Below are 20,404 nucleotides of genomic sequence, written 5' to 3' on the forward strand. Positions count from 1 at the left end.
ACGTAGCGTATTCGCTATCGCTCTGAGTCGATATTGAACCATGGCCGCCAGGTACCAATTAAAAGGTCCTCTTGGAAAAAACGTTCGGCAACAGCATTCTCTCCAAAATCAGTGCGATAAGAGAAACCCACTGACGATTCAATGATTTTTAGTGGGTGTTTCTCATCGGGAAAGATGTGCTCAATGCCCCAACGAAGCTGGCATGAGGTGGTGTTCGGGGCAACTTTTCGGTTTTCTCTCTCGGGTTTGTGTAGTTGTCCTGGGCATCCCCTTTTCAGATGAAGTGAAAATCGCCTACGAATGTTTGTGGTTTTGCCCACGTAAAGGCACGGGAACTTCAAGTATTTTGGCCACCAGTTTTCGTATCGTACCGTGACGCCTTTCCCTCCGGGACCTTTAAGAACAATAGAACGGTTAGAGTTTAAAAGCGTTTCCCTGTTACCAATCCACCAAAACGCGTAAATACCGGCGACATGTGGCAAATCGATTTTGCGTCCTGAACAAATTTTTGTAATCGATGTAATGTCGCTGAGGTCATGCATCGCTTGGTTGAACTCCGTTGAGACTGAGTCTTGGTACGCCTGCATAGGGCTGATAAAGGCACTCCCAGAAATAGTCTTTTGCTTTATTGGCCAGCTCCTCGGTAGAAGGCAGGTACCATGGAGCAGGGGTTTCAAGCCCGCCGTAGTTGATAATCGATAGCGTGTATTGGTCACAGGCGCCTGAGTTGAAACCCCGATAGAGCCCGCTTGCGAAGACTGCGAGGGCATCTCTCGCAACTTCTCCTCGCAAAGTTCCGAAGCCTTTAACACGCAGCTCATCAAGTGCCTGGTCGAATTTCGCTTTTGACTCTTTTAGGTGGTTTTTCGCTAGTTCATGTTTCGCTTCGAGCTGGCGTATGACGGGGCTAAGGTTTTTCTCTGTTGAGGTTCGCTTGATTCGGCGGAACAGAGCATCTGCAAGATCTTGAGCATCCGTGGGGCGGTTTCGTTTATCTGGATCATTTAGCAATTGTGATAACAAAGCAACGAGTCCGTAGGCGTGTTCCAGGTCGGTGCTTGCTATATCCACCATTCTCCATGCTGCGGCCCTCCGCACGGGCAATGAGATTGTGTTGGAGTTAATAACGCTGTTGAGGGCAGGCCAGTTTCGAGTGCGGTTGATACCTTGATATAAATCGCCATCTTTCGTCGCAGTATTCAACCGATGGCTTTCATCATGATCTATCTGGCATGACATCAAAAGTTCAGACTTTCGCTTGTACAGTGCAGCGAATTGCTCTTTGGAGCAGCCCATGGGTAGCTCATCCTCAACGGCATCGTCTTGACCTAACCACATTAATCTCTTGTTTAATTGATTTGCGAGAGAGTGGAGGCTGCCACTTAGCTTATTCAGCGACAGAAATGTTGTGTGAGCTTCCAGAGGATATCGTTCTTCTATCGACTTGATGAACAGCTCGTATTCGTTTCGCTCATCCTCGGATTTCCTGCAACTATCAATTGTCAGGTTGTATGCAATCTGAAAAATGGAAACTACCTGGATCGCAGGGTTGATTGAGGGGTTGGGTAGTTTCTGCGCCTCTTTTGGGACTCCGATGGCTCCTGCAAGCTTAAAATACGTGGCTTGAAATGCCCTGGCATAGAGAAGACGTTTGCGGATGGTTCGCGTGTCTGGAGTGTGATAGCGCCGGGTAAGGTGGTAGCAAAAGTACTCTTTCTCTGCGGTCCCCGGCTGTGGGTTTTCCAGGAGTTCTTTGACTGTTGCCTCAGGAATCGGGGTTTCGATACTCAACACTTTGGCTGACAGACCCTTTTGATTTACGAAAGCCTTTGCTCTGTTAAAGTTGTCGTTTAGGCTCTGGTTGTCATCCCAATCGAAAGTGCCGTTGAAGGGAAGATTCAGTCTGCTGTTAAAGAGCTCCAGGATTTTGTTGACTCCAGGGGTGCTTGTCGCGGCATGCCAGTTCCGTAGCGTTTTACGAATGGCTCTAAAGTCTGCGGCCGTATCTTTCTCTCGGCCCGTTATGGTGAGGGAGTTGGAAAGGACCTGAGCAAGCTCGTCCAGCGAACATGAGAGTGAGTCTAGAAGCCAATTCAGAACTTGGGTAACCGGCATTGTCAGTTTCACATCGCTTTCCGACATTACCGACGGAAGAAACCAAAAGCGCCCTCCAGACATTCCGGGATCAGTTTTTTGGACTGAGTCCCAGAACGCAAGGTGCCTGCCAAGGCCTGGAGCGTAGACGTGTGTCGCCATCAGCCAAATGATGTGTCTGGGTATTGAATGTGAAACCCATATGTTACGTTCGAGAAAGTTATTGACTTCGGACCAACGAAAAAAGAGCTCTCGGGCTTGTAACTGAGCAACTTCATCCAAGCCGAGAGCGGACAAAATCTCATCTACATAATCTTCTGTCGTCTTGAGCTGGATGTTGCTCTGCCTGCGAAGTTGCTCGAACTCTTTTCTTTTTTTGTCGGCTGGTCCTGCCTGGAATACGTCTCGAATGAAGGCTAGGACTGACTCTTTCGAGGGAATATTGCTCAAAACTGCTTCCATCCATGGGGCGGGAAAGCGTTTTCCACTAACCCAACCAACCTAAATTTATTGTTGGCTCTCATTTCGTTAAACCGAGGAGAGTCAACGATGCTGTACTACAGTGCTCACGATCCGAAACAGCTAGTTATCAACTGGCATCTGACCGAAGCCTGCAACTATTCGTGCCGTTATTGCTACGCGCATTGGCAGCGCGATCAAGATGTCAAAGATCTGATCCGCCAAGAATATCAGATACATCAGCTGTTGTTGGAGCTTCGGGAGTTCTTCGATCCGATCAATTCGAGGAATCCTTTGGCCTGGAAAATGGCTTGGGCCAATACGCGGTTGAATATCGCGGGAGGAGAACCTCTATTGTTTCCCTCTGTTGTCGAAGAGACCGTCAAGTTCGCGAGTAGGGTAGGGCTGAAGGCCTCCCTGATAACGAATGGGTCGCTTCTCACTGAGCGGATTGCTCGCAGGATCGGGTCGGGCTTAGAGGTCCTTGGTATCAGCATCGATTCGGGCGATGCCCTTAGTAATCAGCTCATTGGCCGCCTGAACTCAAAAGGGGATTTTCTGGATCTCAGGCAGCTGCAGAGTGCTGTCGACGCGATTAGAGAACGAAACCCTGCAATCAAGATCAAGCTCAACACCGTGGTAAATCGGGTGAACTGGGAGGATGATTTTTCGGATCTGATCAGCCTGTTGCAACCGGATAAGTGGAAGATACTCAGAGCTCTGCCGGTTACAGATCGGTCCATGACCATCAATGAGAAGAAGTTTCAGTCGTTCGTGGAGCGCCATTGGCGTTATCACCGGATTGCCGTTGTTGAGGACAATCAGGACATGGTTGAGTCCTACATCATGATCGATCCTCAGGGTCGCTTTTTCCAGAACTCGCCATGTTCAGCAGGATATAAGTACAGCCAGCCAATTCTGGAGGTTGGTGTTCAGAAAGCTTTTGAGCAGGTGAACTTTAATCCGGAGCGGTTTCTCTCTCGGTATTCGAATGAAGCCGGAGGTACCGTATGAAGTTCTCTTCGGATAAGGACATTAATCTGTATACAAAACACCTCGTTCGTGATGGCTGGATATTCAAACGGGGTCGAAAGCATGGAAAATTGTTCTCGCCGGATTCGCGGGAAATGGTGGTGATTCCATCGACTCCGAGCAAGAGAAGATCTCTTCAGGAGATGCTATCCACTGTGAGCAGAATAGAGCGCCGGCGCTAGAGGCACCTAACTGAAGTCAGTGGATTTGAGCTCTACCAGTATCTACCCCGGTCTATGGTAGATACTGGTCTGGACTACTTTATCCGCGATCAGATTAAGACGGGGGAATCGGTCAAACAGAATAATAATATCCACTTCGATGGTCCCAACGGAACGTCGGTCCCTGCAACGCTTGCCGTAGGGGCGGAGAGCAATCAGCGTCGACTACGTCTTCGCTGTTGAGATGCTGCGCAATATCGCTCAATACTCCCGATGTCTGAATGAGTCGCTCCCCTTTAAGTTGCTGAGTAGTGGATATCAGCCATCTAGCGTCTGGTACTCCGGCTCGTGCTTTCGTTGAATAGCCAGAAACTGCAACGACTTGGGAGCGGATTTGGTCTGGAGTGCCCTGTAAACGCTTTACCTCTAGTCTTGGTAGATAGCCCTCCTGCAGTGCCTGGCCCCACGCATCGCGCCACCGCTCTTCTGACAAGTAGTTTTTGCCCTCAAACATAGAGGGCCTAACTAGCAATAAGCAATGAAAATGCGGGTGCGCTGTATCGGGCTCTTCCTGCCCGACATCAACCTCGGTATAGCGAATTGCACCCAGTACGTTTTCTCGCCAGAACTTCCTTCTCGTCAAGCGCTTGAAGGCTTTCGCCCTTCTTTTCAGCGTTTCTCGGAGATTCCACGTCTGACAATTTCTCGCTGTAAGTGTGAGGAAAAGCCACTTTCCGTCGGCAAGTCCGGGATTCACGTCAAAGAGCCCGTGCATTTTGGCTCGAGCCCTATCTGATCGTCGCCATTGGCAAATGGGGCATTGTCTATGTTGGCAGTAGAACGTTATCGGCTTAGTTTTAAATTGATCGCGGGGAGTGATGAGTACTTGTTCAGCGCATTCCAAGATTCGTTTACCCGCGCTTTCAGTTAGAGGGTTGCTGAGTAAGATTCGACCAACCTGCTCTGCTTGGCGTTTGAGAGTGGTGAGGTGTTCAAGAAGCGCGTCGTTATTGTTAAGAAAGGTCATTGGTTAGGCTCTCATGCGGTGATACGGATTTATCTGACTGAAATGGTGAAATAGGGCTTCATCATGCTTTTTTTGCGACGAAACCCTTCGGATTATTGGTGTTAGGTATTGATATGTAATGTTTTTCGGATGTTCAGTAGTTGCCTAATAATAGATATTTAGATGGAAGACTTGGTGGGTTGTGTACGCTTTCCTGGTTCAGGCGTTATCTCGCCTTCGGATGGCGTGCTTGATCCATGTCTGAACCTCGGATTCAACCCAACCGACAGAACGGCCTCCGAGAGGCACCGGTTTTGGGAAAGAGCCCTCATCGACATATTTGTAAATTGTCGAACGGGCGAGACCGGTATAGCTGATGACATCTTGCAGTCTGAGGATTCGCATGTGGATTCTCCGAAACAGTTGCGTTCAGAGTATTGCCAAACCCTGTAAGAAATGATTGGACGCCGATGTCGTTCTATGGATGGTGGTCTGTCGGGGTCGGTAGGTCTCGCTCTAGCTGTGTAATGTTCTCAGAGGACCGGAGTGGATGAATGATCATGCTGGGGTTGCTCTTACCCGAGACCAAAACGACGCAAAATGGCGCTTTCAAGCGAATGGTGGCTAAACTCTGTACGGGTCGATAGGTGAGGTTGGTCCGGATTGATAGCAATATCAACGATGCTCGACTTTTCAGTGGCATCGCAAATGGACTCTACTGCGAAGTATTTGCTGCCCGGAAGTTGTGTCATTGGGTTCAGCTTGCCGGGAGGGTGATGTAGTAAATAACTCGTTCCTCGGCTATTGAGGCTAGCTATGAGGTCCCGCCTTTCCTTTGCCATCTGCCAGGCGAGCTGATAAAGAACATTCAGCAGTGATGTGCGAGCTTCATCCTCGCCCTCAAATAACTTTTTTGGTGCAACAGAGGCGCCAAAATATTGCTCCTGGATTTGTTCGTCCACAGTAAGGGTGGCTGAAGAAAGCGTCTCACCCAACTCTGATAAAATCTTCGATGCCGTCATTTCCAGCTCGAACTGAAGTCTTGGGGCAAGACGATAAGGATCGGCCTCAATTAGTCGCGACGCGAATGAGTGAAATTTCTTAGGATCGTAATCGATCCTAAGATCTTCGAGGCCTCTCTGAGTTTGGCAGAGTGATTGGAGAGAATTCCCACCAGATGTCCTGGCAAGTTTTACCAGCCTGTGAGCCTCGAATGGTAGTTGGCGATAATCTTCAGCACTGAGTGTTATGAGCCATAAGGTCCCAGAGTATGCAGACTCTCTGTAGCTGTCATGCTTCAGATTCAGAATGTATGCGCTTCCCACTGTTCCAAACAACCTGCTGCTGGACACTCCTGGAACGACTCGGCGAATGTATCCAAGCTCGCGAAGTTTGGAAATATGGTTCCGAATTCGGTCTGGTCCCATTCCTGTGTGAACAACTAGGGTAGATATGCCTGCATCTCTGACGACTCCCTTTTCGTCCGAAAGCGCAAGAAGCGTTGCAAGCAGTAGTCGGGATGGAATTTTGAGTTGATGTCTCCGGTCTGTAGCGCTTGAACCTTTATCTGGGGCGATCAAGCTCTCAATGAGCCGGTGATGGGGCAATGGGATAGTGCTCGAAGCATCTAGCGCTGCCTTCAACTTAGTCGTCACGTCGTATCGACTCTTTGGCCGGCCCTTCCCGGGCTGAGCCACAGGCGTTACTGACAGATATCTTGCTTCGGTCAGCTCCTTTAGCGCCTTTCCCGTTTGGCTGCGACCCATCACCAATTTTTTGGCAACGTCCTCAACCCTGAGTACTCCTGGCAGGCCTAAGGCATCTGTCATAAAAAATCTTAAAAGGAAAAAACGTGTTTCCGGTCCTATACTGTCCGAGATTTGAGTGATGCAAAGCCGCACGTTATACAATCCTTTTGCCGAATAAGCGTCTTAAAAAATACCTATAGGTAAAACCTCGTAATTTATACTTAGTGTAGCACTTGTTAGAGACTAAGTAGTTAGACTTAATGTAATGCTTAATTTAATGTGTTTGTTCCACGTCTTAGCATTCCTGTTTAAATTGCAGCGAGTATGTGTGGGCGGAGAGTTAACCATCGAGGTTCATTGAGAAGCTATGAAGAATTGGCTGAAACAGTATTTTGGTTGGTTGAATCTGAAAGATGAGAAGGAGGTTGAGTGGGGGATCAATTATTTGACGGAGCGAGGCGTTTATCCTTCATCTTGGGTGAATGATCGTGATGCTTCGTTCTTTCGCTATTTGATTGTAGACATTGCCGCTGACGAGAAGGGATATGCCCCCATTTTGGAGAAGATGAAGAGGGCGCACTCTTCTCGAGATCGGAGAAAAGACCCGAAGAAGAAGCCTGTTCAGTTTCACTTGTCTAAGACCGCCAATTCAGCGCTCGCCAAATTGGCGAAAGACGAGGATATGACCAAAGTTGCGATGCTCGAGTCGTTGATCCTGAAAATGGACGAGCTGAAGCGTAAATGTGCAGAGGAACTTCGAGATGACAAAGAGGAGTTGGCGAGACGGTTTTCTAAGAAGGTTACGGCTGTTGAGAGGAGGACTGAAGAATCTTATCTAGGGCGAAAAAACGAGGAGCTCAAAGTGGAGCTGGCTACCTGGCGGGCGAAGGCTTTGCGATCAGAAAATGAGATGAAAGCGGCGCTTCAGAGGTTGTGCGAGCTTGAAGTAAGTGCAGGTATTTCCGCCCATGACCGAGTATCCCTTACCTACGAGCAAGAGGACGAAGTGAGGAAAAGATACCTCACTAGGCTCAAGCCGGGGTTGGGAATAGGTCAAGCTTGATTGAGTAGCTTGTCCAGGTAGTCAGCCCATGCTTGCATCATCATAGTCCGGTCCTTTAAACGAGCGGATCGATTGTATGCGGCAGCCACCTGATCTCTCTGTTTGTGTGCGAGTTGGAGCTCAATAACCTGATGGTCCCAGCCATGCTCGTGAAGTAACGTGGACGCGGTAGCACGAAAGCCGTGACCAACCATTGTGTTTCCATCAAACCCCATCGATCTCAATGCGACATTGATAGTGTTTTCAGAGAGGGGGCGGCCGACGCGGGTGGATTCGAATACCAGATTTTTACCGCCTGTAATTGTGTGGAGCTCTTTCAGTACTGACACAGCCTGCCTCGGTAGAGGAACAATGTGATCCGGTACTTGACCGGCTCGTTTTGCTTTGAGCGTGCCTTTCATCCGTTTTCCCGGGATAACCCAGGTGGCGGATTCGAGATCTATCTCCGTCCACTCAGCATTGCGGAGTTCGCCAGGGCGCAAGAAGAGCATAGGGGCTAGCTTCAGTGCTGCTCTGGTGGAGGCGTGGCCACCGTAGGCCTCAATGGCCTTTAACAGAGAACCGAGTTCGGCCTGTGTTGTAATTGCCGCTCTATTTCGTGTGGGAACTGTCTTGAGTAGACCCTGTAGAGCTGACGTGGGATCTGTTTCTGCTCGGCCTTCGGCGATGGCGTACCGGTAGATCTCACCAATGCGCTGACGGATGCGGTGCGCGGTCTCGTGTTTACCCTGGTTCTCGATTTCGCGAAGTGTTTCCAGAACTTTGGCAGGCTTGATGTCTGCGACGGGCAAGTGGCCGAGTTTCGGGTAGGCCCAGGTTTCCAGCCTTCTGCGTGCCACTCTCAAGGTGCCTTCGGAGAGCTCTCCTTTTTTCAGCTTCAGCCATTCTTCCGCAACAACCTTAAAGGTGTCGCTTTTCTCCTGCTCGGCGGCTTTTTCCTGCTTTTTGATCTCATTGGGGTCTATGCCGTCAGCGATTAATGCTCTTGCGTCAGAGCGCCTCTGCCGGGCAAGCTTCAGTGGAACGTCTGGGTATACCCCCAGCGCCAACGTTTTTTCTTTGCCGCCGAATCGGTATTTCATGCGCCAATACTTGCCCGACGGCTGGATATACAGGTACATGCCTGCACCATCTGAGAGCTTTGTGCGTTTGCCGTACTTTTCGAAGCTGGCAGATTTGATCTGTCTGTCGGTCAGCTTGTCCGTCGCCATTGGGGGTATCCTGCAGCGGTTGGGGGTATAAAACTTACTATAACGGGGTGTATTTCAGTTTGCACCCCCAAATGTACCCCCAAAGGTTGTGGCTGAGCATGGATTTCAATGGATGTTTATGGACTAGGGGTGAGGTAAAAAATGTTTAAAAACGGTAGGTTGTGGAGGTTGGTGGATCTTGATGGAAGGGTAGTTGGTACCCCCGGCAGGACTCGAACCTGCTACCTATCCCTTAGGAGGGGATCGCTCTATCCAGATGAGCTACGGGGGCATTTCAGAAGAGGCGGTATGATAGCGGGCAAGGGCTTGTGGCTCAAGGGGCCACAGGCCCCCGCTTGCGCAGTTGTTCCAGGATCTGCTTCTGGTTCTCGCCGTCTTTGCTGGTAACGACCATCAGCGCGCGCTCCCGATCAAGCAGGGTCTTGCGGTAGGTTTTCTGCAGGTCTTCGAGTGATACCTTCCTAATGGCGTCTGCCAGTTGCTCCCGGCTGTCGAAGTCTTCGTTATTACGGTCGATTTCGCGCCAGTAGCGGCCAGAGACTTCACCCAGCTGGCGATCCTGCTGCAGCAACTGGCTGATTACCGCCTGCTTTTCCCGGTTCAGGCGGTTGTCGTCCAGTTCAGCCAGTCGGTCTTCAAAGTCTGCTGAAAACGCCTGTACCGCCTGGTCAATGGCTTGTGCATCCGCTCCCGGTGATTGCACCACCAGGCCAAGGGCCGGTGTTTCCAGCATCTCAAAGGCGGTGGCGTACACGATGTAGCCGAGCTGGCGGGTGGTGCGGATCTCTTCATAGAAGGGGCTGCTGACAATCTGTGCCAGCAGGCGGAAGCGGGCCCGCTCTTCATAAGAGGTATCGTTGCCCTGCAGGTACAGGGTATAGCCGGTGTCCTGGTGGGCAACATCCAGCACAGCCCGGGTCTGGCCTTCCGGTAGCTGGCGGATGTTGGAGCGCTCCACCGTTGTGCGTTCCCGGCCGTCCAGTACCATGGCTTTTACCTGCCGTGCCAGGTTCAGGGCCGAGGCTTCGGTCAGATTGCCGTGGGCCAGCATAACCGGGTCCGTCTGGCGCACCAGTTCCCGGCCGAAGGCTTTGAGTTCATCCAGCGTGACTTCCCTGGCAGCCGCCAGTTTGTCTGCCACCGGATAGGTGCCATCAATCAGTGCGGTCTGGATGAATTCAGAGGTTTGCTGCACAGGGCGGTCCTTGGCCTTGTTTTCCAGGCCATCCATCAGCCGCTGGCGAGCGATGTTGAATCGCTGGGTGGTGAACTGCGGGTCGGAAAACTCCAGCAGGATCCGGTTCACCAGCTTGTGCAGTTTGTCGTTATATCCGCCCACGCGGATGGTGATGCCCCGCAGGTGCGGGTACACGCTGTAATCCAGCCCCGCCAGGCTGGCGGAGTAGGCCCAGGCGTTGAGGTTGGTGTTGATGGCATCCACCAGAAGCTGGCTTAGCACCTCACTGCGGGCGGAGGCCCGGGCAGCGGGTGTGCGCAGGCTGATAAATACGTTGGCTTTCGGAGTATTGAACCGGGTGTCCCGGGCGTACCAGATATCCAGCCCGTCCAGCTCGCCCAGTTTTACCGGATGTTCCATGGTGTTGCCGGCTACCAGGTCGAGGTTCTCCGGTACAAAGGGATTGGCGGCGGGCAAGGCCAGCTGTGCAGCCAGTTGGTTATCGGTGGTTTCGGGCACGGTGAGCGGCTCGCGCTGCCACGGGGTTTCGTACCAGTTGGTGAACAGGGGCGTGCCTTCCGGCTGGGCCGGGGCAGATACCCAGACCATCAGGTTGTCCGGCGTCAGGCGATCCAGAATGGCCTGGTACTGTTCAGGGGCGTAGCGCTCCATCAGCCAGGGCGCGCTCAGAATATCCCGGGGCGGGTAATCCCGCAGCAAGCTGGACAGGCGCATGGCTTCCCTCATGGGTTCACTGCGTTCCCGGAAACGGAAGTCGATCACTGCCAGCTGTTTCATTTCATCAAAGCGGTTTTCACTGACACCCTTGTTGCGAACCTTGTCGATATAGCGAAAACTCAGGGCCAGGATGTCATCCTGCCGGGCCAGGCCTTCCCGGGTCAGAGACATGCTGAGGTCCAGGGTGGCGTGTTCGCCGGTGTCCATGCCTAATCCGGCAGACAGGCTTTCCACCAGCCCGGCTCGCTTGAGCACATCAAACAGGCTGCCGTGGCCTTCATGGCCGAGCAGGTTGGCCACGTAGGAAGCGGGCTTGGTCTGGTAGTTATCCCGTTGCGACGGAATCGGGAAAGACAGGGTCATGTTGCGGCTGTCTTTGAGGGTCTGGGCAGTGACTTTTTCCGGCAGTTGCTCCAGGTCATAAAGCGGTTCCGGGTGGGTCCTGGCTGTCAGGTTGCGATTGGCGATGGCGGAAAAACGCTCGCGAACCATGGTTTCCAGCTCGTCCAGCGGCTGGGGACCATACACCGCCAGGGTCATGATGTTGGCAGAGTAGTTTTGCTCCCAGAACTCGATCAGGTCTGGCCGCAGGGGGTTGTCGTCGGTGTTTTCCAGGGTGCTCAGGTTGCCTACGGCGAACTGGCTGAAGGCATGGTCCGGGTTGCCGGCGGCCTTGCGTACCGACAGCAGGCGCCGGCCGTCTTCTTTCAGCTTGGCGCTGTATTCGGAGTGCACCGCGTTGCGTTCCCGGTCCACCAGCTCCGCCGTAAACAGCGGGTGGGAGAACTGCTGGGCAAAGCGGTCCAGTGCCGGTTCGAGGAATTCTCCTTCCACGTCGAAGAAGTAGTTGGTGTCTGCAAAGGCGGTGAAGGCGTTGTGGCTGCCGCCGTGGCTGCGGATGAACTGCTGGTATTCGCCCGGGTCCGGATATTTTTCGGTACCCAGAAACAGCATGTGCTCCAGAAAATGGGCGAGGCCCTCACGGTCTTCCGGATCGTTGCCGCTGCCCACCGCGACATTCATGGAGGCAGCCGCTTTGTCGGCGGCCGGGTCTGAGGCCAGTACCACTCTAAGGCCGTTGTCCAGTTCCAGGTAGCGGTATTCGTTCGGATCGTTGGGGCTTTTAACGGGCGATACGCTGGCCAGCGCCAGGGGGCTGAGCAGCAGGTAACCCAGAAAAAGCAGGGCCAGGATCTGGAAACGGAACAGTCTATGGAACAGAGAACGTTCGGCAGTCATGGGGCCTCTTTACTGTGCTATGGAGGAAAGTGCAGTGGGAAATCCGGGGTCAGTGCATCTGACCGGTTTTGGTGTTCGCCGGCTGCTGGGCCAGGGTTTTCCGGGCCAGGCTGGCAGCTTTTTCAGCATCCAGGTCACCGGTGGCAATCCGTTCGAGTACGGTGGCCATAATCGCGGTGGCTTGGCGGTACTCTGCAAACTCGGCCTGGAACGCCTTGTCGATGGCCTGGTATACGGCATCGATTTTCTCTTCCCGGCTGCCACTGTTGGCGGCGGTATCGTTGATGGCCTTGAGGCAGGCACGGGCAATGGCGATGTAGCGTTCGGTGTTGGGGCTGTCGTTCTGCATGCTGTTTGGCTAAACCTTGGTAGATTGATGTGATTGGATGCGCCGATGCGCTGGAAGTTCCTGATTATCGCATTGCTGCCGGCCGCTTGCATTGCCCGTTGGTAACCCGGCTGTTGCGACGCCGTTGACCGAATCCTGTGCTAGTCTGAAAAGCTGGTGTGTCGGTATTCCGGACATTCCCTGAGTGGGATTTATCCGGTTTTTAGAGTAATAGCTCTATTAAAAACAAAGGGTTACAGAGTAAAAGCTCTAAAAAAGTTCGATACATGAAGGTTGCAAATAAGTAGAATGCCCGCGAATGGAACAAGGCTAAGACTTTAGTCTTATGGTTCGTTGGTGAACAGACAATAACAGAGCAACAGGCAGGATGGAGTATTTATGAATTATTTCCTGACAGGCGGCACCGGTTTTATCGGTCGTTTTCTGGTAGAAAAACTGCTGGCCCGGGGCGGTACCGTACACGTTCTGGTGCGCGAGCAGTCGCAGGACAAGCTGGCAGAGCTGCGCGAGCGCTGGGGTGTGGATGACAGCCGGGTAAAGGCGGTTATCGGCGACCTCACCAGCAAGAATCTCGGCATTGATGCCAAGGCCATGAAAGCCCTGAAGGGGAATGTTGATCACTTCTTCCACCTGGCCGCTGTGTACGACATGAGCGCCGATGAAGAGGCCCAGGCAGCAACCAATATTGAAGGCACCCGGGCTGCTGTCCAGGCCGCCGAAGCCATGGGCGCAAAGCATTTCCACCACGTTTCGTCGATTGCCGCTGCCGGCCTGTTCAAGGGTATTTTCCGCGAAGATATGTTTGAAGAAGCGGAAAAGCTGGATCATCCGTACCTGCGCACCAAGCACGAATCCGAGAAAGTGGTGCGTGAAGAGTGCAAGGTGCCGTTCCGTATCTACCGCCCTGGCATGGTGGTCGGCCATTCCAAAACCGGCGAAATGGACAAGATCGACGGGCCATACTACTTCTTCAAAATGATTCAGAAGATCCGCCACGCGCTGCCGCAATGGGTGCCGACGGTCGGCATCGAGGGCGGCCGCCTGAATATTGTTCCGGTGGACTTTGTGGCGAATGCCCTAGATCACATTGCCCACCTGGACGGTGAAGACGGCAACTGTTTCCACCTGGTGGATTCTGACCCGTACAAAGTGGGCGAGATTCTCAATATCTTCTGCGAAGCCGGCCATGCTCCGCGTATGGGCATGCGCATCGACTCCCGGATGTTCGGCTTTATTCCGCCGTTTATCCGCCAGAGCATCAAGAACCTGCCTCCGGTGAAGCGTATTACCGGTGCGGTGCTGGAGGATCTGGGCATTCCGGCTTCGGTGATGTCGTTCATCAACTACCCGACCCGTTTTGATACCCGGGAACTGGAGCGCGTGCTGAAGGGCTCCGGTATTGAAGTGCCGCGCCTGCCGGACTACGCCCCGGTTATCTGGGACTACTGGGAACGCCACCTGGACCCGGACCTGTTCAAGGATCGCACCCTGAAAGGTACGGTGGAAGGCAAGGTGTGTGTGGTGACAGGCGCAACCTCCGGTATTGGCCTGGCGACCGCAGAGAAGCTGGCCGAGGCCGGCGCTATTCTGGTGATTGGTGCCCGCACCAAGGAAACCCTGGATGAAGTGGCCGGCCAGCTGGAGGCCAAGGGCGGAAACGTGCACGCCTACCAGTGCGACTTCTCCGACATGGAAGACTGCGACCGCTTTGTGAAAACCGTGCTGGATAACCACGGCCAGGTGGACGTGCTGGTGAACAACGCCGGTCGTTCTATCCGTCGCTCACTGGCGTTGTCGTTTGACCGCTTCCACGATTTCGAGCGTACCATGCAGCTGAACTATTTCGGATCTGTGCGCCTGATCATGGGCTTTGCGCCGGGCATGCTGGAGCGCCGTCGCGGGCACGTGGTGAATATCTCTTCTATCGGTGTGCTGACCAACGCGCCCCGCTTCTCCGCCTACGTGGCGTCGAAGTCTGCGCTGGATGCCTTCAGTCGCTGTGCCGCGGCCGAGTGGTCAGATCGTAACGTTACGTTCACCACCATTAATATGCCGCTGGTGAAAACGCCGATGATTGCGCCGACCAAGATCTACGATTCGGTCCCCACGCTGACGCCGGACGAAGCCGCGCAGATGGTGGCAGATGCCATCGTTTACCGGCCCAAGCGCATTGCTACTCGCCTGGGTGTGTTTGCTTCGGTGCTGCATTCCCTGACGCCGAAAATGGGCGAGATCATCATGAACACCGGTTACCGGATGTTCCCGGATTCGCCCGCCGCAGCAGGCAGCAATTCCGGAGAGAAGCCGAAGGTGTCCACCGAGCAGGTGGCCTTTGCCGCCATCATGCGGGGCGTGCACTGGTAACAGTACGCCAGCCATGAAAAAACCCGCCTCGGCGGGTTTTTTCGTTTTGGCTGATCAGCTGGCCGGGGTTTCTTCCGGTTCGATCAGCGGAGGCGGAAAGCCGCCCAGCTCTTTCCAGCGATTGACGATGCCGCAGAACAGGTCTGCGGTTTTTTCGGCATCGTAGGCCGCAGAGTGGGCTTCCTTGTTGCTGAACGGAATTCCCGCCAGCTTGCAGGCCTGGGCTAGCACGGTGTGGCCATAGGCCAGGCCTGCCAGTGTGGCGGTATCGAAGGTGGAGAACGGGTGGAACGGGTTGCGCTTGATATCCGCCCGCAGCGCTGCGGCAAAGACAAAGTTGTGATCGAAGGTGGCGTTGTGGCCCACCAGCACGGCGCGCTTGCAGTCGAAGGCTTTTACCGCCTTGCGGATAGGCGAGAAAATCTCGCTCAGGCCTTCGCGCTCCGGCACCGCTTCCCGCTCCGGGTTCCACGGATCAATGCCGGTGAAATCCAGGGCAGACTGTTCCAGGTTGGCGCCTTCGAACGGATCGATTTGCTGCACGTGGGTTTCGCCCCGGCGCAGCCAACCGTCTTCGTCCATGGTCAGCAGTACGGCGGCAATTTCCAGCAGGGCATCCCGCTCGGGATTGAAGCCTGCGGTTTCAACATCCACAACCACCGGCAGAAAGCCGCGAAAGCGTTGGGACAAAGGGTGTGGCTGTTTGTTTTCTTCTGACACGCGAACTCCGGTGTTCGTGTAATGAATGGAAAAGGTTTTACGCCAGGCGCCAGTTTACGGTTTCACCGGCTTTCAGGGGCACGATGGTGCCATCGGCCAGGGGCAGTTGCTCCGGCATGGTCCAGGGTTCCCGCACCAGGGTGATGGTGTCGGTGTTTCTGGGCAGGCCGTAGAAATCGGGGCCGTTAAAGCTGGCAAAGGCTTCGAACTTGTCCAGAATGCCCAGCTCTTCGAATACGTCTGCATACAGGCCGATGGCACCATAGGCCGAATAACAGCCGGCACAGCCGCAGGCGGCTTCTTTCTTGTCTCTGGCATGGGGTGCGGAATCGGTGCCCAGGAAGAAGCGCGGGTCGCCACTGGCAACCGCTTCACGCAGCGCCAGCTGGTGCTTGTTGCGCTTCAGAATGGGCAGGCAGTACAGGTGTGGCCGAACGCCGCCCACCAGCATGTGGTTGCGGTTGTACATCAGGTGCTGTGGCGTCAGGGTGGCGGCCAGGTTGCCACCGGTGTGGCTGCGCACAAACTCGGCGGAATCTGCCGTGGTGATGTGTTCCAGTACCACTTTCAGCTGGGGGAATGCCTGCAGGGTAGGGGCCAGCACTCGCTCCAGGAAGACTTTTTCACGGTCAAAGATATCGATGTCGGCATCGGTTACTTCCCCGTGTACCAGCAGCAACATGCCGCAATCGGCCATGGCTTCCAGTACCGGGTAGATGTTGCGGATATCGGTGACACCGGAGGCAGAATTGGTGGTGGCGCCCGCTGGATAGAGCTTGGCAGCGATAACCCCGGCGGCCTTGGCTTCGCGGATGGTTTCCGGGGTGGTGCTTTCGGTCAGGTACAGGGTCATCAGCGGCTCGAAGCCGGTATCAGCAGCTGCCGCCAGGATGCGTTCACGGTAGGCCATGGCCATGGAAGCATCGGTTACCGGAGGCACCAGGTTGGGCATGATGATGGCGCGGCCGAAACAGGCTGCGGTGGCAGGCACCACGCTGTTCAGTACAGCACCGTCCCGGACATGCAGGTGCCAGTCGTCCGGGCGGGTGATGGTCAGTTCTCTGGTCATGGAAGTATCCGCAAGGCAGCCAAAAATTTTGCGGATTATACCAGAAGGTGCCGGCTATTGATCAGCCTGTTCCACGCGGAAGTCAGTAAACCGCGTTCAGCACGTCCAGGTGGGCGGCTACGCTTTCAGCCAGGGCTTTGAGGTGATACCCGCCTTCCAGGGTGGAGATGATCCGGTCGTTGGCATGGTCGTGGGCAACGCTGACCAGCATTTCGGTCAGCCATCGGTAGTCTTCGGTTTCCAGGTTCAGCTCGCCCATGGGGTCTTTCTTGTGGCCATCAAAGCCGGCAGAGATCAGCACCAGTTGGGGCCGGAAATCCTGCAGCTTCTTCAGCCAGGCGGCTTCCACGATCTTGCGGTACTCGGTGGAGCTGCAGTTGGCCTCGATGGGGGCATTAACGATGTTGTCTGCCTGCCGGTGCACATGGGAGTGCGGGTAGAACGGATGCTGGAAGCTGGAGCACATCAGAATGCGCTCGTCGCCACTGACGATATCCACCGTGCCATTGCCCTGATGCACATCGAAGTCGATGATGGCCACCCGCTCCAGGTGGTGGAAGGTGAGGGCGCGCATGGCCGCCAGTGCGATGTTGTTGTAGAAGCAGAACCCCATGGACTTGGTGCGCTCGGCGTGGTGTCCGGGCGGGCGGGCACAAACGAAGGCGTTGGTTACCTGGCTGCTCATCACCATGTCTACCGCTTGTACGTTGCCACCTGCGGCCAGGCGCGCCGCGTGCAAGGTATCTGGCATCATGGCGGTGTCCGGATCTGTAAAAACGCGGCCACGGGTGGGCTGCATCAGGTCCAGTTGCTGCAGATAGGTTTCGGGATGCACGGTCAGAAGCTGGTCGCGGGTGATTTCTTCTGGTCTTACCCAGTCGAGATCCTCCTGCAGATGGGTGTCTGCAAGGTAGGCCAGGATGCTTGATATGCGCTCAGGGCTTTCCGGGTGTTCCGGGCCCATGTTGTGCTTCATGCAGTCATCGTGGGAAAAGAATGCCGTGGTCATACGTGTAGTCTGTGCCTGAATCTGCTTCTTATTAAAACCATGTTATCAGGGATACCCGAAGTATGTCGTATTTCTTTGGTCTAATGGGCGTGATACGGATTTACATCAGGAAATCCCCATCTAAGATAAGGTATACATTGATAAGCATCCTGTATTACTGGGATTTTTAACCTGAAGCCCGTTGTATCACTCTGGGAGAGTCGCGTTGAGTACCCGCTATCTGGAAAGCCTGTTTAACCCCGAGTCTATCGTCGTGATCGGTGCATCCGAACGGGCAGATAACCTGGGTGGTATGGTTCTGCGTAACCTTCTGGGTGGCGGTTTTCCCGGTCGGCTGGTGGTGGTCAACCAGAGTGAATACGAGAACGTGCACGGGGTGCCTTGTGTCGAGAAGGTATCGAAGCTGGACTTTACGCCGGATCTCGCCATTATCTGTACGCCGCCCAACACCGTGCCTAAAATGGTACGCAAGCTGGGCGAGCGGGGCGTTCGAACGGCTATTGTGATGACCGGCGGTATGTCCCGTACCCACAGTAAGACGGGGCAGCCGCTGATGTACTCGGTGCGGGATGCCGCCCGTGAAACCGGTATCCGGGTACTCGGCCCCAACACCATCGGGCTGATGGTGCCGGCCCGGCACCTGAATGCCACCTACGCCCACATGGGTGCGATTCCCGGCCGGGTGGCCTTTGTGGGGCAATCCGGCACCATTGCAAGCTCGGTACTGGACTGGGCGTTTGCCCGGGGTGTGGGGTTTTCCTACTTCCTGACCCTCGGCGACGGCATGGACATCGACCATGACGACCTGATCGATTACCTGGCCCAGGATACCCAGACCCGCGCCATCCTGCTGCACATTGAAAGCATTCCAAACCCCAGCCGTTTCATGTCGGCGGTACGGGTAGCCTCCCGAACCAAGCCGGTAATTGCGGTTAAATCCGGCCGGGTGCCGGAATCCGAGTGGTTCTCCCACCAACTGCCGGCGGGGATTCGCCGGACAGACCCGATCTACGATGCCATGCTGCAGCGGGCCGGTGTGCTGCGGGTGGACGGACTGGGCCAGATGTTCGACGCCCTGGAAACCCTGACCCGCATGCGCCCCCTGCGCCGCGAATCCCTGGCGATTATGGGGAACGGGGTAGGGCCGGGTGTGCTGGCGGTAGACCGGCTGGCGGACCTGGGTGGAGAGCTGGCGGAACTGTCTCCGGGCAGTATTGATGCCCTGGCGGAATTATTGCCGCCGTACTGGACGCGCAAGAATCCCATCGACCTGAACTACGATGCCTCGCCGGAGCTGTATGCCCAGGCTATCAAGATCCTGGCGAAGGACCCGAATGTCGCCAACGTGCTGGTGATGTACGCGCCAACCCTGGTGCAGGACAGCCTGCAGATTGCCGATGCCGTGGTGCAGGCCTCCAAGGGCACGCGCCTGAACATTTTCACCTGTTGGCTGGGCCAGAGCACGGTGATGGATTCCCGGGAGGAGTTCTACCGGGCCGGTATCCCTTCGTTCTTCAACCCGGAAAAGGCCGTGATGGCGTTCATGCAGCACGTGCGTCACCAGCGGGTACAGCGGCTGCTGACAGAAACGCCGGAATCTTTCACCGATCACTTTGCTGACCGGGCCAATACCCGCGGCCTGGTTGCCAAGGCCCTGCGTGACGGCCGCAAGCATCTATCAAGCCGGGAAGCCCGGCGGGTTATCCGTGATTACGGCGTGCACACCATCGACACCATGTACTGTGACGATATGGAAGAAGTGCTGGAGATGTTCTCCATCGAGCGCCGCCCGATCGACGTAACCGTGATCCACGAGCAGGTGTGTCATCCGTTCCTGGATCTCAGCCCCACCCAGCGCCGCTACAAGGGCACCGTAAAGAAGCTCAACAGCGAGCAGGCCATCATTGATGCCTGTCGTTTCCTGGAAGAGGAATACCAGGAGCATTTCCCGGACAGCGGCTTCCTGGGCTTTGCCGTTCAGCACTCCTACCAGCACGTGGGCGGAATTGAATTCAGCGTGGGCATTACCCGGGATGATGTGTTCGGGCCATTGGTGGTGTGTGGCGCCGCCGGTGCCCAGGTAAACATCATGACCGACCGGCAGATTGCCTTGCCGCCCCTGAACATGGTGCTGGCCCGTGAGCTGCTGCGCCGTACTTACATGTACAAGTTGCTGAAGGAACACAGCCTGAAGCCGGAAGAGGATATCCGGGCGGTGTCCGAGACGTTGGTGAAACTGTCCCAGATCGTGATCGACATTCCCGAGATCCGTGGTTTGGAAATTTCTCCGCTGCTGTTCAACGAGCAGGGTGCGGTGGCGGTTAACATTGCCATCAACCTGGACAGCAAGCCGGGTAAGCCGGTAATCCAGCCCTATCCGAAGGAGCTGGAAGAGTGGATTGTGCTGCCGAAATCCGGCCGTCGGGTGGTTATCCGGCCGGTACTGGCCGAAGACGAGCCGGCGCACCGCCAGTTCCACGAACACCAGTCACCGGAGTCCATCCGCTACCGTTTCTTCCAGTACCGCAAGAACTTCTCCCGGGAAGACGTGGCCCAGATGGTGCAGATCGACTACGACCGGGAAATGGTCTTTATCGCCAACGCCCCGAAGCAGGATGGTGAGGGTGAGGAAACCCTGGGCACCGTGCGTACCTGGACAGACGCCGACAACCTGCGCTGCGAGTTTGCCGTGATGGTAGACGATCGCATGAAAGGCGAGGGCTTGGGCGTGGCGCTGATGCAGAAAATGATTGAATACTGCCGGGCCCGGGGCACCATGGAAATGATTGGTAACGTATTGCCGGACAACCGCCCGATGCTGCAGCTGGCGGAGCATCTGGGTTTCGAGATCAAGTTCAATCCGGAAGAGGAAGTGATGGATCTCCGGCTGGTACTGAACGAGCCGGAGAAGGACTGGCAGAAGGAACGGTTGAAGAAGGGGGGGCACCTGTAGCCCCCCCTGTCT

15 protein-coding genes and 1 tRNA gene are annotated in these 20,404 nt (G+C 55.0%); 4 read left to right on the forward strand and 12 right to left on the reverse strand.

The window, feature by feature from the left end; translation table 11 throughout:
- Positions 1 to 14: 14 nt before the first annotated feature.
- A complete protein-coding gene (locus AQ621_RS17530) occupies positions 15 to 542 on the reverse strand; it encodes a hypothetical protein (protein ID WP_138103029.1) in 528 nt (175 codons plus the stop codon).
- Positions 535 to 2,544 (reverse strand): hypothetical protein, encoded by a 2,010-nt coding sequence (locus tag AQ621_RS05900; RefSeq protein WP_064227458.1) that lies wholly within the window; start codon positions 2,542 to 2,544, stop codon positions 535 to 537. Before AQ621_RS05900 ends, AQ621_RS17530 begins: the two co-directional genes overlap by 8 nt.
- A 99-nt stretch (positions 2,545 to 2,643) precedes the next feature.
- On the opposite strand from AQ621_RS05900, the gene AQ621_RS05905 reads away from it, so the two are divergent.
- Positions 2,644 to 3,567 carry a viperin family antiviral radical SAM protein gene (locus AQ621_RS05905; RefSeq protein ID WP_058340668.1) on the forward strand — a complete coding sequence of 308 codons (924 nt, stop codon included), beginning with the start codon at positions 2,644 to 2,646 and terminating at the stop codon, positions 3,565 to 3,567.
- 312 nt (positions 3,568 to 3,879) lie between these two features.
- Here the strand turns inward: AQ621_RS05905 and AQ621_RS17980 are convergent, their stop codons facing one another.
- From AQ621_RS17980 to AQ621_RS05920, 3 genes are all read right to left on the reverse strand, one after another.
- The gene (locus tag AQ621_RS17980; protein ID WP_064227459.1) at positions 3,880 to 4,773 is read right to left on the reverse strand and encodes a protein rep; all 894 of its coding nucleotides are present in this window, start codon (positions 4,771 to 4,773) and stop codon (positions 3,880 to 3,882) included.
- 198 nt (positions 4,774 to 4,971) lie between these two features.
- Complete coding sequence (locus AQ621_RS17255; RefSeq protein WP_082640916.1) at positions 4,972 to 5,157, reverse strand: AlpA family transcriptional regulator; 186 nt, start codon at positions 5,155 to 5,157, stop codon at positions 4,972 to 4,974.
- Positions 5,158 to 5,327: 170 nt separating this feature from the next.
- Positions 5,328 to 6,581 carry a hypothetical protein gene (locus AQ621_RS05920; protein ID WP_058340671.1) on the reverse strand — a complete coding sequence of 418 codons (1,254 nt, stop codon included), beginning with the start codon at positions 6,579 to 6,581 and terminating at the stop codon, positions 5,328 to 5,330.
- 286 nt (positions 6,582 to 6,867) lie between these two features.
- On the opposite strand from AQ621_RS05920, the gene AQ621_RS05925 reads away from it, so the two are divergent.
- A complete protein-coding gene (locus AQ621_RS05925) occupies positions 6,868 to 7,563 on the forward strand; it encodes a hypothetical protein (RefSeq protein ID WP_058340672.1) in 696 nt (231 codons plus the stop codon).
- On the opposite strand, the gene AQ621_RS05930 is transcribed toward AQ621_RS05925, so the two are convergent.
- The 4 genes from AQ621_RS05930 to AQ621_RS05945 form a co-directional block, all read right to left on the reverse strand.
- Positions 7,554 to 8,774, reverse strand: a complete 1,221-nt coding sequence (locus tag AQ621_RS05930) for a tyrosine-type recombinase/integrase (protein ID WP_058340673.1) — start codon at positions 8,772 to 8,774, stop codon at positions 7,554 to 7,556. The two genes, AQ621_RS05925 and AQ621_RS05930, sit on opposite strands and share 10 nt — an antisense overlap.
- 194 nt (positions 8,775 to 8,968) lie before the next feature.
- Positions 8,969 to 9,045 (reverse strand) — tRNA-Arg (locus AQ621_RS05935).
- A 42-nt stretch (positions 9,046 to 9,087) separates the two neighbouring features.
- Positions 9,088 to 11,928, reverse strand: a complete 2,841-nt coding sequence (locus AQ621_RS05940) for an insulinase family protein (RefSeq protein ID WP_082640918.1) — start codon at positions 11,926 to 11,928, stop codon at positions 9,088 to 9,090.
- A 49-nt stretch (positions 11,929 to 11,977) separates the two neighbouring features.
- Positions 11,978 to 12,277 (reverse strand): hypothetical protein, encoded by a 300-nt coding sequence (locus tag AQ621_RS05945; protein ID WP_058340674.1) that lies wholly within the window; start codon positions 12,275 to 12,277, stop codon positions 11,978 to 11,980.
- Between the two features lie 378 nt (positions 12,278 to 12,655).
- Here AQ621_RS05945 and AQ621_RS05950 point away from each other — a divergent pair, with 378 nt between their 5' ends.
- Positions 12,656 to 14,641 (forward strand): SDR family oxidoreductase, encoded by a 1,986-nt coding sequence (locus AQ621_RS05950; protein WP_058340675.1) that lies wholly within the window; start codon positions 12,656 to 12,658, stop codon positions 14,639 to 14,641.
- Positions 14,642 to 14,695: 54 nt separating this feature from the next.
- Here the strand turns inward: AQ621_RS05950 and rnt are convergent, their stop codons facing one another.
- The 3 genes from rnt to AQ621_RS05965 all read right to left on the reverse strand — a co-directional run bounded on the left by rnt (position 14,696) and on the right by AQ621_RS05965 (position 17,439).
- Positions 14,696 to 15,361: a ribonuclease T gene (gene rnt, locus AQ621_RS05955; RefSeq protein WP_058340676.1), complete on the reverse strand. Its 666-nt coding sequence runs from the start codon at positions 15,359 to 15,361 to the stop codon at positions 14,696 to 14,698.
- A 37-nt stretch (positions 15,362 to 15,398) separates the two neighbouring features.
- Positions 15,399 to 16,430: a dihydroorotase gene (gene pyrC, locus AQ621_RS05960; RefSeq protein ID WP_058340677.1), complete on the reverse strand. Its 1,032-nt coding sequence runs from the start codon at positions 16,428 to 16,430 to the stop codon at positions 15,399 to 15,401.
- Positions 16,431 to 16,512: 82 nt separating this feature from the next.
- Entirely contained in the window at positions 16,513 to 17,439 is a 927-nt protein-coding gene (locus AQ621_RS05965; protein WP_058340678.1) for a histone deacetylase family protein, read from the reverse strand.
- 205 nt (positions 17,440 to 17,644) lie between these two features.
- On the opposite strand from AQ621_RS05965, the gene AQ621_RS05970 reads away from it, so the two are divergent.
- A complete protein-coding gene (locus tag AQ621_RS05970) occupies positions 17,645 to 20,392 on the forward strand; it encodes a bifunctional acetate--CoA ligase family protein/GNAT family N-acetyltransferase (RefSeq protein ID WP_058340679.1) in 2,748 nt (915 codons plus the stop codon).
- The last annotated feature ends 12 nt before the right edge of the window (positions 20,393 to 20,404 follow it).

Origin of the sequence: Marinobacter sp. P4B1 (assembly GCF_001447135.1) — a bacterium.
Lineage (GTDB): Bacteria > Pseudomonadota > Gammaproteobacteria > Pseudomonadales > Oleiphilaceae > Marinobacter > Marinobacter vinifirmus.

Excerpts from the sequence above, each read along its gene's own strand:
- AQ621_RS17530 (WP_138103029.1), bottom strand. The coding sequence starts at position 542 with ATGCATGACCTCAGCGACATTACATCGATTACAAAAATTTGTTCAGGA.
- AQ621_RS05905 (WP_058340668.1), top strand. The coding sequence starts at position 2,644 with ATGCTGTACTACAGTGCTCACGATCCGAAACAGCTAGTTATCAACTGG.
- AQ621_RS17980 (WP_064227459.1), bottom strand. The coding sequence starts at position 4,773 with ATGACCTTTCTTAACAATAACGACGCGCTTCTTGAACACCTCACCACT.
- AQ621_RS17255 (WP_082640916.1), bottom strand. The coding sequence starts at position 5,157 with ATGCGAATCCTCAGACTGCAAGATGTCATCAGCTATACCGGTCTCGCC.
- AQ621_RS05920 (WP_058340671.1), bottom strand. The coding sequence starts at position 6,581 with ATGACAGATGCCTTAGGCCTGCCAGGAGTACTCAGGGTTGAGGACGTT.
- AQ621_RS05925 (WP_058340672.1), top strand. The coding sequence starts at position 6,868 with ATGAAGAATTGGCTGAAACAGTATTTTGGTTGGTTGAATCTGAAAGAT.
- AQ621_RS05930 (WP_058340673.1), bottom strand. The coding sequence starts at position 8,774 with ATGGCGACGGACAAGCTGACCGACAGACAGATCAAATCTGCCAGCTTC.
- AQ621_RS05940 (WP_082640918.1), bottom strand. The coding sequence starts at position 11,928 with ATGACTGCCGAACGTTCTCTGTTCCATAGACTGTTCCGTTTCCAGATC.
- AQ621_RS05945 (WP_058340674.1), bottom strand. The coding sequence starts at position 12,277 with ATGCAGAACGACAGCCCCAACACCGAACGCTACATCGCCATTGCCCGT.
- AQ621_RS05950 (WP_058340675.1), top strand. The coding sequence starts at position 12,656 with ATGAATTATTTCCTGACAGGCGGCACCGGTTTTATCGGTCGTTTTCTG.
- pyrC (WP_058340677.1), bottom strand. The coding sequence starts at position 16,430 with ATGACCAGAGAACTGACCATCACCCGCCCGGACGACTGGCACCTGCAT.
- AQ621_RS05965 (WP_058340678.1), bottom strand. The coding sequence starts at position 17,439 with ATGACCACGGCATTCTTTTCCCACGATGACTGCATGAAGCACAACATG.